The sequence below is a fragment of the Pseudaquabacterium inlustre genome, assembly GCF_038066595.1.
Classification (GTDB): domain Bacteria; phylum Pseudomonadota; class Gammaproteobacteria; order Burkholderiales; family Burkholderiaceae_C; genus Pseudaquabacterium; species Pseudaquabacterium inlustre.
The window spans coordinates 313,896-326,100 of the sequence record NZ_JBBUTH010000004.1; the positions used below are offsets into that span (position 1 = coordinate 313,896).

Sequence of the window (12,205 nt, forward strand, 5' to 3'; positions counted from 1 at the left end):
CCGCTGGCGCTGTTTCCCTGAGCAGATGCCGTGTGAACGGTCTGACGTCAATGTAGGGAAAGCTGGACGTCCTGTCTTCCTCCAGATTGGCGAGTCGGCCGGGTAATAAATCACCAAACTTCGGCTGCGATCTGTGCCTCGCGGCCCCGGCCTTAACGCGCTTTCAGGATTTGAGCCGGCTGGCGCGCAGCACCGGCGGCGCGCGCTTGAGCGTGCGCAGCACATCGGCCAGGTGCTGGCGGTCGCGCACGGCCAGCAGCAGGCGCAGCTCCACCGCCTCGGACTGCGGCTCGTTGTCCATGTCGATGTGGCTGATGTCGGCCTCGGCGCTGCTGATGGCTTGCGCCACCTGGGCCAGCGCGCCCTTGCCATTGCGCAGCAGCAGCTTGACCGAGGTCTCGAAGTTCTTCACCGGCTGCTCGGCCCATTCCACGGCCATCCAGCGCTCGGGGTCGCGTTCGGCCAGGCGCTTGCCCACCGAGCACTCGGCGGTGTGCACCACCAGGCCCTCGCCGCGGCCCAGGTAGCCGCGGATCTCGTCGCCGGGGATCGGCCGGCAGCAGGCCGCCAGCTGCACCGAGGCGCCCTCGCTGCCGTCGATCACCACGCCGTGCAGTGCCGGCACGGCTTCTTCCGCGGCGCGGAAGCGGTTCATCGTCAGCGTCACGGCATCCGGGCGCCGGCCCTGCTCGGTCATCAGCTGCGCCAGACGCTTGGCCACGATGGTGGCGATCTTCTTGCCCAGGCCGATGTCCACCAGCAGGTCGGCGCGGCCGCGGTTGCCGCTCCAGCGTGCCAGCTGCGCCCACAGGGCCTGTGCCGTCATGTCGTCGAGCTCGCCCGAGGGCAGCACCATGCCCTCGCCACGCAGCGCCTGGGCCAGCAGTTTCTCGCCCAGCGCGCGCGACTCCTCCTGCTCCATGGTCTTCAGGAAGTGGCGGATCTTGGAGCGCGCCCGCCCGGTGCGCACGAAGTTCAGCCAGCTGGGGTTGGGCCGGGCGCCGGGCGCGGTGATGACCTCGACCACGTCGCCGCTCTTCAACTCGGTGCGCAGCGCCACCGGCTCGCCGTTGACCTTGGCCGCCACCGTGTGGTCGCCCACGTCGGAGTGGATGGCGTAGGCGAAGTCGACGGCCGAGGCGCCGCGCGGCAGCGCCAGGATCTTGCTCTTGGGCGTGAACACGTAGACCGCGTCGGGCACCAGGTCGATCTTCACGTGCTCGAGGAACTCGCTGGCGTCGCGCGTCTCGTCCTGGATGTCGAGCAGGCTCTTGAGCCACATGGCGCCCAGGCGCTGGGCGTCGGCCGGGCTGCCGGCGCCGCCCTTGTCCTTCTGCTTGTACAGCCAGTGCGCGGCGATGCCGCTCTCGGCCACCGCGTGCATCTGCTCGGTGCGGATCTGGAACTCCACCGCCGTACCCAGCGGGCTGACGAGCGTGGTGTGCAGGCTCTGGTAGCCGTTGGCCTTGGGGATGGCGATGTAGTCCTTGAAGCGCCCCGGCACCGGTTTGTACAGCTGGTGCAGCGTGCCGAGTGCCAGGTAGCAGTCCATCGTCTGCGGCACGACGATGCGAAAGCCGAAGATGTCGCTGACTTGGGCGAAGCCGGCATGCTTCTCGCGCATCTTGCGGTAGATGCTGTAGACCGTCTTCTCGCGGCCAGACACCTGCACCTTGAGCTTGGCCGCGCCGAAGGACTTCTCCACCTCGCCGCGCACGCGCTCGACGATGTCGCGCCGGTGGCCGCGCGCGCGCTGCAGCGCCTTGGCCAGCGCGGCGTGGCGCCAGGGGTGCAGGAACTCGAACGAGCGCTCCTGCAGCTCGCGGTAGATCATGTTCAGGCCCAGCCGGTGGGCGATGGGCGCGTAGATGTCCAGCGTCTCCTGCGCGATGCGCATGCGCTTGGCCGGCGCCATGGCCGCCATGGTGCGCATGTTGTGCAGGCGGTCGGCCAGCTTGATCAGGATGACGCGCACGTCGCGTGCCATCGCCAGCAGCATCTTGCGGAAGCTTTCGGCCTGGCTTTCCTCGCGCGTGGAGAACTGCAGCTTGTCGAGCTTGGTCAGGCCGTCCACCAGTTCGGCGGTGGGTGCGCCGAAGCGCTGGATCAGCTCGATCTTGGTGACGCCGCAGTCCTCCATGGCGTCGTGCATCAGCGCGGCCATCACCGCCTGGGCATCGAGCCGCCAGTCGGCCACCAGGCCGGCCACCGCGATCGGGTGCGTGATGTAGGGCTCGCCCGAGGCGCGGAACTGGCCCAGGTGCGCCTCGTCGGCGAACTTGTAGGCCTCGCGGATCTGCTTGACCTCGGCCTTGCCCAGGTAGTGCAGGTGATCGGACAGCGCGGCGAACGAGGCCGGATCGACCTTGGGTTCCTGGCCTGCGGCCGCCGGCGTCTTGGCGCGCGGCTGCAGCGAGGCCGGCAGCAACAGTTCGGCGGCGAAGGATCGGATGCCCATGGCCCGAATTTAGCCTGCTTTGCGCAGCGGCAAGCGCGCGAAAACCGATGGCCACGGTGGCGGCATGCGGCCACCAACGAAAAGGGCGCCCGAAGGCGCCCTGACAGTCGCGGTGCGGCGCTGGCTTACAGCGGCACGCGGCGCAGCATCTCGGTGCCCACCTCGCCGGCGGCCACTTCGCGCAGCGCGGTCACGCTGGGCTTGTTCTTGCTGTCGATCTTGGGGGCGTGGCCCTGGCTCAGCATGCGCGCACGGTAGGTGGCGGTCAGCACGAGCTGGAAGCGGTTGGGCACTTTTTGCAGGCAGTCTTCGACGGTGATGCGGGCCATGGGAAGTCTGGTTGCCTTGGAAGGGGTTGATTGGGCGCGGTGCCGGTGGTTCAGACCAGACCGAGCGCGGAAAACACGGCGGACTTGTTGCGCAACTGGGCCGCGTAGCGCAGCCGCTGCGAGTGGACAACGGTTTTCAGGTCGAAAAGCGCCGTCTCGAACAAACCGTTGATTATAACGAAGTCGAAATGCCGGGCCTGGTCCACCTCGTGGCGGGCGTTTTCCATGCGCTGGACGATGACATCGGGCTGGTCCTCGCCGCGGCGGTGCAGGCGCTGGCGCAGTTCTTCCCAGCTGGGCGGCAGGATGAAGATCAGCACCGCATGGGCGAACAGCTTCTTGATCTGCAGCGCGCCCTGGTAGTCGATCTCCAGCACCACGTCCTCGCCCTGGGCCAGGCGGGCCTCGACGGCGCGGCGCGAGGTGCCGTAGCAGTTGCCGTGCACCTCGGCCCATTCGATGAAGTCCCCGTCGTCCACCATGCGGCGGAATTCGGCCATCTCGACGAACCAGTACTCGCGGCCGTTCTGCTCCTGGCCACGCGGCTTGCGCGTGGTGTGCGAGACCGAGACCGCCAGGTGCGAATCGAGCTCGAGCAGGGCCTTGACGAGGCTGGACTTGCCGGCGCCGCTGGGCGCGGCGACGACGAACAGGTTTCCGGGGGCGTCAGCGTGCATCGGCGGATTTTCGCTCACTCGATGTTCTGCACCTGCTCGCGCATCTGCTCGATGGCCACCTTCATCTCCACCGAGATGTTCGACAGCTCCAGCGCCGCCGACTTCGAACCCAGCGTGTTGGCCTCGCGGTGCAGTTCCTGGATCAGGAAGTCCAGGCGCTTGCCGAGTTCGCCGCCGGCCTTCAGCAGGCGGCTGATCTCGTCGAGGTGGGCGTTCAGGCGCGACAGTTCCTCGGCCACGTCGATGCGGATGGCGAAGGCGGCGGCCTCGTTCAGCGCGCGCTCCTGCAGCGCCTCAGCGGTGAGGCTGCTGCCGGCGCCGGCGGTGGACAGGGCCTCGTTCCAGCGCTCCAGAAAGCGCTGCTGCTGGCGCTGCACCACGGCCGGCACCAGCGGCGCGGCCTGGTTGGCCAGTTCGCGCAGCCGGGCGATGCGCTCGGCCAGGATGGCCACCAGGCGATCGCCCTCGCGGGCCCGCGCCTCGCGCAGGCCGGCGATGGCGGTGCGGGCCGCCGCCAGCGCGGCCTCGTCCAGGCGTTCGGTGTTGCCGCCCTGGCGGCACCAGTTCAAGGCCTCGTTGACGCTGAGCGGCCGAGCCTGTGGCAGCCAGGCGGTGACGCTGGCCTCCAGCCGCGCCAGGCGGTTGAGCTGGTCGTGCTGGGGCTGGGGCCAGGCGCCTTCGGTGTCACGCCCGGTGGCCACGCGCACCTCGATCTTGCCGCGGCGGAAGGCCGCGCCGATGGCCTCGCGCAGTGCCGGCTCCAGGCCGCGCAACTCGTCCGGCATGCGGAACGCAAGGTCCAGGAAGCGGCTGTTGACCGAGCGCAGTTCCACCGTCACGTTGCCACCCGGCGCACCGGCATTCGCGCCCTCGGTGCCCGCACCCGGCGAGGCGCTGGCAAAACCGGTCATGCTGTAGACTGCCATCGCCGTCCGTTCCCTGGAAAAACCGCGATTATGTCGAAGCCGAAACCCGCCCCGTTGCCCCAAGGCACCGTGGTCGGCGGCTACACGATCGTCAAGAAGCTGGCGGCCGGTGGTTTCGGTGTGGTCTACCTGGCCGAAGACGCCGAGCGCCGCCCGGTGGCGGTGAAGGAATACCTGCCGGCCTCGCTGGCCGAGCGCGCCGCCGGCGAACTGACACCGCGGGTCAAGCCCGAGAAGCAGCCGCTGTACCGCCTTGGCCTGAAGAGCTTCTTCGAGGAAGGCCGCAGCCTCGCGCAGATCAGCCACCCGAGCGTGGTCTCGGTGCTGAACTTCTTCCGCGAGAACGAGACCGTCTACATGGTGATGAACTACCTGCAGGGCGACACGCTGCAGGATTTCATCGTCACCGCACGCGACTTGAAGCGTGACAAGGTGTTTCGCGAGAGCACCATCCGCAGCCTGTTCGACGAGATCCTGCGCGGCCTGCGCATCGTGCACCAGCACAAGATGCTGCACTTGGACATCAAGCCGGCCAACATCTTCATCACCAACGACAACAAGGCGGTGATGCTGGACTTCGGCGCCGCGCGCGAGGTGCTCAGCAAAGAGGGCAACTTCATCCGGCCGATGTACACGCCGGGCTTCGCTGCGCCCGAGATGTACCGCCGCGATGGCAGCCTGGGCCCGTGGACCGACATCTATGCGATCGGTGCCTGCATCTACGCCTGCATGCAGGGCTACCCGCCGAATGACGCGCCGCAGCGCATCGAGAAGGACCGCCTGGCGCTGAGCCTTTCGCGTTTGCGCAACGTGTACTCCGACAACCTGATCGAGGTGACCGAGTGGTGCATGTCGCTCGACCCCTTGAGCCGGCCGCAAAGCGTGTTCGCGCTGCAAAAGGAGCTGGCGCGCGAGACCGAGCGCCGCTACACCAAGCTGAGCTTCAGTGAGCGGCTGAAGCTGCAGATCGAGAGCCTCAAGACAGGAGCCAAGCCGTGAGGTTCTCGGTCTACCAGGTCAGCCGCAAGGGCGGCCGCGCCAAGAACGAAGACCGCATGGGCTACTGCTACACGCGGCATGCGGGGCTGTTCGCCCTGGCCGACGGCATGGGCGGCCACCCCGAGGGCGAGGTGGCTTCGCAACTGGCGCTGCAGACGCTGTCGGCCATGTTCCAGCGCGATGCCAAGCCCACGCTGAAGGATCCGCTACGCTTCCTGCACGACGCCATCCTGGCCGGTCACCATGCGCTGCTGCGCTACGCCACCGACCGCGGCCTGCTCGACACGCCGCGCAGCACCATCGTGGCCTGCGTGCTGCAGGGCCAGGCCGCCTACTGGGCGCATTGCGGCGATTCGCGCCTGTACCTGGTGCGCGGCGACAAGCTGGTGGCGCGCACCCGCGACCACAGCTACACCGAACTGCAGGAAGCCATGACCCAGGCCGGCGCCCAGGCCGGCGTGGTGCCCAATCCGCACCAATTCAACCGCAACGTGCTGTTCACCTGCCTGGGCAGCCCCGGCAAGCCGGTGGTCGACACCGCCGGCCCGCTGCTGCTGCAGCCGGGTGACAAGCTGATGCTGTGCAGCGACGGGCTGTGGAGCAGCGTCAGCGACCCAATGATCACCGAGGTGCTGGGCGAGCGGCCCATCTCGGATGCCGTGCCCGAACTGGCCGAGCGCGCGCTGCGCAAGGCCGGCGCCCGCAGCGACAACGTCACCGTGCTGGCGGTCGACTGGGAAGGCGCCGAGGACACCGCCACCACCGCGGCCGTGTCCACCCGCGCACTCGGCGAGGAGGTGTTCGCCTCCACCATCCAAGCCAGCCTGGCTCCCGGCGAGGTGCCGGCCGAGATGGACGAGGCCGAGATCGACCGCTCGATCCGCGAGATCAACGAGGCCATCCGGCGCTCGTCCCTGAAACGTTCCTGACCCCGAGGGGATTCCCGATGACCGATTTCCAGCGCGCCGACGGCCGCGCGGCCGATGCCTTGCGCCCGGTGCGCATCCAGCGCCAGTTCACCTGCCATGCCGAGGGTTCGGTGCTGGTCAGCTTCGGCCTCACCCAGGTGCTGTGCACCGCCTCGGTGGAAGAGAAGGTGCCGCCGCACAAGCGTGGCAGCGGCGAAGGCTGGGTGACCGCCGAGTACGGCATGCTGCCGCGCGCCACCCACACCCGCGGCGACCGCGAAGCGGCCAAGGGCAAGCAGAGCGGCCGCACGCAGGAGATCCAGCGCCTGATCGGCCGCAGCCTGCGCGCGGTGTTCGACCTGAAGACGCTGGGTGAGCGCAGCATCCTGATCGACTGCGACGTGCTGCAGGCCGATGGCGGCACGCGCACGGCGGCCATCACCGGCGCCTGGGTGGCTGCGCACGACGCGGTGAGCTGGCTGCTGGCCCAGGGCAAGATTGCGCAAAGCCCGATCAAGGACGCGGTGGCCGCCATCAGCGTGGGCATCGTGCAGGGCCTGCCGGTGCTCGATCTGCCGTACGAAGAAGACTCGGCCTGCGACACCGACATGAACGTGGTGATGACCGGCTCGGGCGGCTTCGTCGAGGTGCAGGGCACGGCCGAAGGCGCGCCGTTCACCCGCGCCGAGATGGACCGTCTGCTGGCGCTGGCGGCCGGCGGCATCGGCGAGCTGGTGCAACTGCAGCGCACGGCGCTCGGCCTCTGAGCGTCGGCAGGAGAGCGTGATGCGCCTGGTGCTGGCCTCCAACAACGCGAAGAAGCTGTCCGAGCTGCGTGCGCTGCTCGGCGGCCTGCCACTGAGCATCGTGGCCCAGGGCGAGCTGGGCATCGCCGAGGCCGAGGAGCCGCACCACACCTTCATCGAGAACGCGCTGGCCAAGGCGCGGCACGCCGCGCGCGCATCCGGCGGTGCGGCCATCGCCGACGACTCGGGCCTGTGCGTGGGCGCGCTGGGTGGCGCGCCCGGCGTGATCTCGGCGCACTACGGCGGCGAGGTGGCGGTGATCGACGGCGAGGACCGTGAGGCGCGCCGCCGCCGCCAGGATGCGGTGAACAACGCCGCGCTGCTGGCGGCGCTGGACGGTGCGGCCGACCGCCGCGGCCACTTCATCAGCACGCTGGTGGCTGTGCGCCATGCCGACGACCCCGAGCCGCTGGTGGCCGTGGGCCGCTGGCCCGGCGAGGTGCTGGTCGCGCCGCGTGGCAGCCAAGGTTTCGGCTACGACCCGCTGATGTTCATCCCGGCGCTGAATGTCACGGTGGCCGAACTGGACGCCGACACCAAGAACGCGCACAGCCACCGCGCGCGCTCCGCGGCCCTGCTGCGCGAGATGCTGGTGAACGTGTGGCACCTGAGCTGACGTGACCACCCCCGACATCGTCTCGCGCTACCTGCGTCCCGGCACGCTGCGCCTGGAGGGCTCGCCGCCGCTGTCGCTGTACGTGCATCTGCCCTGGTGCATCGCCAAGTGTCCGTACTGCGACTTCAACAGCCATGCCCGGCCCGAGATCGCCGACGGCGGCCTGCCCGAGCAGCGCTACCTGGATGCGCTGGTGGCCGACCTGGAAGCCGCGCTGCCGCAGGTCTGGGGCCGGCCGGTGATCAGCGTGTTCATCGGCGGCGGCACACCCAGCCTGTTCTCGCCCGACGGCATCGCCCGGCTGCTGGCCGACATCCGCGCGCGCCTGCCGCTGGAGCCGGGCTGCGAGATCACGCTGGAGGCCAACCCCGGCAGTTTCGAGCGTGAGCGCTTCAAGGCCTTTCGCGCCGCAGGTGTCACGCGCCTGTCGATCGGCGTGCAGAGCTTCGACGACGGCATGTTGAAGCAGCTGGGCCGCGTGCACGATGGCGCCCAGGCCCGCGCTGCGGTGGCCGAGGCGGCCGCCGCCTTCGACACCTTCAACCTCGACCTGATGTATGCGCTGCCGGGCCAGACGCTGACGCAGCTGCAGGCGGATCTCGACACCGCGCTGGCCTTCCAGCCGCCGCACCTGTCGGTCTACCACCTCACCATCGAGCCCAACACGCGCTTTGCCAACCAGCCGCCCACGGGCCTGCCCGACGACGACCTGGCCAGCGAGATGCTGGACCTGATCGTTGCGCGCACCGGTGCCGCGGGCCTGGGTCGTTATGAGGTCAGCGCCTTCGCGCGCGAGCGCCACCGCTGCCGCCACAACCTGAACTACTGGCAGTTCGGTGACTACCTCGGCATCGGCGCCGGCGCGCACGGCAAGCTGAGCTACCCGCACCGCGTGATCCGCCAGGTGCGCTGGCGCGAGCCGCGCGCCTACATGGACCACGCGCTGGCTGGCCAGGCCATGAGCAACGACGAGGAAGTGGCACGCGCCCAGCTGCCCTTCGAGTTCATGCTCAACGCGCTGCGGCTGAAGGACGGTTTCGCGATGGCCGACTTCCTGGCCCGCACCGGGCTGCCGCCCAGCGCCATTGCCAAGCCGCTGGCCGAGGCCGAGGCCAAGGGCCTGGTGGAGCGCCTGGTGGAAGAGGGCGCCGAGCGCGTGCGCCCCACGGCGCGGGGCTTCGACTTCCTGTCGGACCTGCAGGAGCTCTTCCTGGCGGCATGAGGCCCGGGCCTCGCGGTCACGCGAGGCCGGTGGCGCTCGCTAGATCAAGCCCTGGAAGGGCAGCACGTCGACGGCATCGCCTGCGGCCACGTTGCCCTGCGCGTGGTGCAGCACCACCATGCCATTGGCCTCGCTCATGCTGCGCAGGATGCCCGAGCCCTGGCTGCCGGTGATGCGCACGGTGAGGCGGCCGTCGGCGCCCACGCTGACGATGCCGCGCTGGTACTCGGTGCGGCCGGGCTTCTTGCGCAGCGGCGTCTCGCACTGGGCGCGCAGCATCGGCAGCGGGGCCGGCGTGGCGCCGCTCATCGCCAGCAGCGCATCGCGCACGAAGGCGTAGAACGTGACCATCACGGCCACCGGGTTGCCGGGCAGGCCGAACAGGATGGCTTCATGGCCGGGCTCACCGATCCGACCGATCGCCATCGGCCGCCCGGGCCGCATCGCGATCTTCCAGAACAGCACTTCGCCCAGCTGCCGCATGATCTGCTTGGTGTAGTCGGCCTCGCCGACGCTGACGCCGCCCGAGGTGATCACCGCATCGGCGCTGGCCGCGGCCTGGCGGAACGCGGCCTCCAGCGCGGCGGGCTCGTCGCGCACCACGCCCAGATCGAGCACCTCCACGCCCAGGCGCTGCAGCATGCCGTAGATCGTGTAGCGGTTGCTGTCGTAGACACAGCCTTCGTCCAGCGGCTCGCCGATCGAGCGCAGTTCGTCGCCGGTGGAGAAGAAGGCCACGCGCAGGCGGCGCAGCACGGGCACCTCGGCTTGGCCGAGTGAAGCCAGCAGGCCCAGATCGGCCGGGCTGAGGATGCGGCCGGCCGCCAGCGCCGGCGTGCCGCGCTGCAGATCCTCGCCACGCAGGCGGCGGTTGTCGCCGGTCTTCACCACGCCAGCCGGCACGCGGATGCGGCCATCGGCCTCGGTGCGGGTGAACTCCTGCGGCACGACCGTGTCGAGGCCGGCGGGCATCACCGCGCCGGTCATGATGCGCACGCAGTGGCCGGCGGGCACGGCGCCGTCGAACTGCGCGCCGGCCAGGCCGGTGCCCGCCACGGTGAACAGGCCGTCCGCATCTGCCGCCAGTTCGCTGCCGCGCAGCGCAAAGCCGTCCATCGCCGAGTTGTCGTGCGCCGGCACGTCGATCGGCGACACGATGTCGCGCGCCAGCACACGGCCCAGCGCGGCGCGGATGGCCAGGCTCTCCACGGCCTGCACGCGCGGCACCAGGCGGCGGATGAAGTCCTGCGCCTGCGCCACCGGCAGGGCATTGGGGTCGTAGCCCGAGACGCAGGAGGCGATCTCGGCCAGGGAAGGGGTGTGGGCGCTCATGGACGGCGAAGTCAGGATGGAATACGGGACGCTTAACCGCCGATGTAGCTCATCTCGACGCGGCGGCCACCGGGTGCGGCCGGCGCATCGGCCGGCAGGCCAGCGCGCAGCTCGCTGTAGCGGTCGCTGCGGCCGGCCCACACGGCGGCCAGCGCACTGGTGATGTCGGCATCGCTGGCGCCGCTGCGCAGCAGCGTGCGCAGGTCATGGCCCTGGGTGGCGAACAGGCACAGGAACAGCTTGCCCTCGGTGGACAGGCGGGCGCGGTTGCAGTCGCGGCAGAAGGCCTGCGTGACGCTGGAGATCAGGCCGATCTCGCCGCGGCCATCGGCATAACGCCAGCGCTCGGCGGTCTCGCCGGTGACGGTGGGATCCAGCGGCTCCATGGCCCAGTGCTCGCGCAGCCGTTCCAACACCTGGGCCGAGGGCAGCACCTCGTCCATGCGCCAGCCGTTGCTGGCGCCGACATCCATGTACTCGATGAAGCGCAGCACCACCTGGCCGTCGTAGCGGTCGCGGAAGTAGCGGGCCATCGGCACGATCTCGTGCTCGTTGGTGCCGCGCTTGACGACCATGTTGACCTTGATCGGCGCCAGGCCGGCGGCCACCGCGGCGTCGATGCCGCCCAGCACGTCGGCGACCGGGAAGTCCACGTCGTTCATGCGCCGGAAGATGGCGTCGTCCAGGCCGTCGAGGCTGACGGTCACGCGCTTCAGGCCGGCGGCGGCCAGGGCCCGGGCCTTCTTCGCCAGCACCGAGCCATTGGTGGTCAGCGTGATGTCCAGCGGCGCACCCTCGGGCGTGCGGATCTCGGCCAGCTGTGCGATCAGCGCCTCGAGGTGGCGGCGCAGCAGCGGCTCGCCACCGGTCAGGCGGATCTTCTGCACGCCGTGCGCCACGAAGATGCGCGCCAGCCGCGTGATCTCCTCGAAGCTGAGCAGCGAGCTCTGCGGCAGGAACACGTAGTCGCGGTCGAACACTTCCTTGGGCATGCAGTAGCTGCAGCGGAAGTTGCACCGGTCGGTCACCGAGATGCGCAGGTCGCGCAGCGGCCGGCCCAGCGCATCGGCCAGCAGGCCGGTGGCGGCGATCGGCTGTGCGGGGATGGCCGGCACCGGCGCGGCGTAGCGCAGGTCGGCCAGAGGAATGACGGTTTCGCCCATGGGCCCGATTGTGCCCAGCCCAGGCCGGGGTCAGCGCGCCAGGGGCGTTGGCGTGGCGCCGGCGGCGGCCAGGTCGGCGCGGCGGGCGCCGGTGAAGCGGCGCGCCCAGTACGACTCGCGCATGTCCTCGATGCGCACCTCGGCGCCGGCACGCGGCGCGTGGATGAACTTGTCGTCACCCACGTAGATGCCCACGTGCGAGAAGGTGCGCTTCATGGTGTTGAAGAACACCAGGTCGCCGGGCTTCAGGTCGCTGCGGCTGATCGGCAGCAGGCCGGCCGTGGTGGCCTGCTCGTCGGCACGGCGCGGCAGCACCAGGCCGATGCTGTTCTCGAAGATGTGGCGGGTGAAGCCCGAGCAGTCGAAGCCCGAATCGGCCGTGTTGCCGCCGCGGCGGTAGGGCACGCCGAGGAAGTTCATCGCCGTCATGACCAGGTCGGAGGCGGTGTCGCGCACCGATTCGCGCAGCGACTGCACCATGGCCACCGGGGCGCCCAGCGGCCCCAGCGGCTTGAGCAGGCCGCGCTCGCCCAGCAGCTTCATGATGGCGTCGTCGGCCGGCGTGTTGCCCTGGCTGGCCTGGGCGCCGGCCTCGGCACCTGCCGGCGCGGCCTGGGCCGCTGGCAGCGTCAGCGCGGCCGCCAGTGCCAGCGTGGCCGGCAGCAGGGCCAGACGGCGCGCGGCAGGCAGCGGGTGCGGGCGGACGGGACGGTGCAGCTTCAGCATCTTCAACCGCCAAGGATACCACCCCGACCCGGCGCACCCCCTC

General features: G+C 70.0%; 12 protein-coding genes. 5 read left to right on the forward strand and 7 right to left on the reverse strand.

Going from position 1 to position 12,205, the window contains the following annotated elements; genetic code table 11:
* Window positions 1–163: 163 nt before the first annotated feature.
* The 4 genes from AACH10_RS09525 to AACH10_RS09540 form a co-directional block, all read right to left on the reverse strand.
* A complete protein-coding gene (locus AACH10_RS09525) occupies window positions 164–2,458 on the reverse strand; it encodes a RelA/SpoT family protein (protein ID WP_341410152.1) in 2,295 nt (764 codons plus the stop codon).
* A gap of 125 nt (window positions 2,459–2,583) precedes the next feature.
* On the reverse strand, window positions 2,584–2,787 hold the full coding sequence (gene rpoZ, locus AACH10_RS09530; RefSeq protein WP_341410153.1) for a DNA-directed RNA polymerase subunit omega: 204 nt from the start codon (window positions 2,785–2,787) through the stop codon (window positions 2,584–2,586).
* A 50-nt stretch (window positions 2,788–2,837) separates the two neighbouring features.
* A complete protein-coding gene (gmk, locus tag AACH10_RS09535; RefSeq protein WP_341410154.1) occupies window positions 2,838–3,464 on the reverse strand; it encodes a guanylate kinase in 627 nt (208 codons plus the stop codon).
* A gap of 14 nt (window positions 3,465–3,478) precedes the next feature.
* Window positions 3,479–4,390 (reverse strand): YicC/YloC family endoribonuclease, encoded by a 912-nt coding sequence (locus AACH10_RS09540; protein ID WP_341410155.1) that lies wholly within the window; start codon window positions 4,388–4,390, stop codon window positions 3,479–3,481.
* Window positions 4,391–4,420: 30 nt separating this feature from the next.
* Between AACH10_RS09540 and AACH10_RS09545 the strand changes: the two genes are divergently transcribed.
* Genes AACH10_RS09545 through hemW form a run of 5 tightly spaced genes read left to right on the forward strand, consistent with a single transcriptional unit; the run spans window position 4,421 to window position 8,941 of the window.
* Window positions 4,421–5,389: a serine/threonine protein kinase gene (locus AACH10_RS09545; protein WP_341410156.1), complete on the forward strand. Its 969-nt coding sequence runs from the start codon at window positions 4,421–4,423 to the stop codon at window positions 5,387–5,389.
* A complete protein-coding gene (locus tag AACH10_RS09550; protein ID WP_341410157.1) occupies window positions 5,386–6,318 on the forward strand; it encodes a PP2C family protein-serine/threonine phosphatase in 933 nt (310 codons plus the stop codon). Before AACH10_RS09545 ends, AACH10_RS09550 begins: the two co-directional genes overlap by 4 nt.
* Window positions 6,319–6,335: 17 nt before the next feature.
* Window positions 6,336–7,064, forward strand: coding sequence for a ribonuclease PH (gene rph / locus AACH10_RS09555; RefSeq protein ID WP_341410158.1), 729 nt, complete (start codon window positions 6,336–6,338; stop codon window positions 7,062–7,064).
* A gap of 19 nt (window positions 7,065–7,083) precedes the next feature.
* Complete coding sequence (locus AACH10_RS09560; RefSeq protein ID WP_341410159.1) at window positions 7,084–7,719, forward strand: non-canonical purine NTP pyrophosphatase; 636 nt, start codon at window positions 7,084–7,086, stop codon at window positions 7,717–7,719.
* 1 nt (window position 7,720) lies between these two features.
* Window positions 7,721–8,941 (forward strand): radical SAM family heme chaperone HemW, encoded by a 1,221-nt coding sequence (gene hemW / locus AACH10_RS09565; RefSeq protein ID WP_341410160.1) that lies wholly within the window; start codon window positions 7,721–7,723, stop codon window positions 8,939–8,941.
* Between the two features lie 39 nt (window positions 8,942–8,980).
* Here hemW and moeA read toward each other — a convergent pair whose 3' ends face one another.
* The 3 genes from moeA to AACH10_RS09580 are packed head-to-tail and all read right to left on the reverse strand — an operon-like array spanning window position 8,981 to window position 12,162.
* A complete protein-coding gene (gene moeA / locus AACH10_RS09570; RefSeq protein ID WP_341410161.1) occupies window positions 8,981–10,273 on the reverse strand; it encodes a molybdopterin molybdotransferase MoeA in 1,293 nt (430 codons plus the stop codon).
* A 32-nt stretch (window positions 10,274–10,305) separates the two neighbouring features.
* Complete coding sequence (moaA, locus tag AACH10_RS09575) at window positions 10,306–11,436, reverse strand: GTP 3',8-cyclase MoaA (protein WP_341410162.1); 1,131 nt, start codon at window positions 11,434–11,436, stop codon at window positions 10,306–10,308.
* A gap of 30 nt (window positions 11,437–11,466) precedes the next feature.
* Window positions 11,467–12,162 carry a C40 family peptidase gene (locus AACH10_RS09580; RefSeq protein WP_341410163.1) on the reverse strand — a complete coding sequence of 232 codons (696 nt, stop codon included), beginning with the start codon at window positions 12,160–12,162 and terminating at the stop codon, window positions 11,467–11,469.
* Window positions 12,163–12,205: the final 43 nt, after the last annotated feature.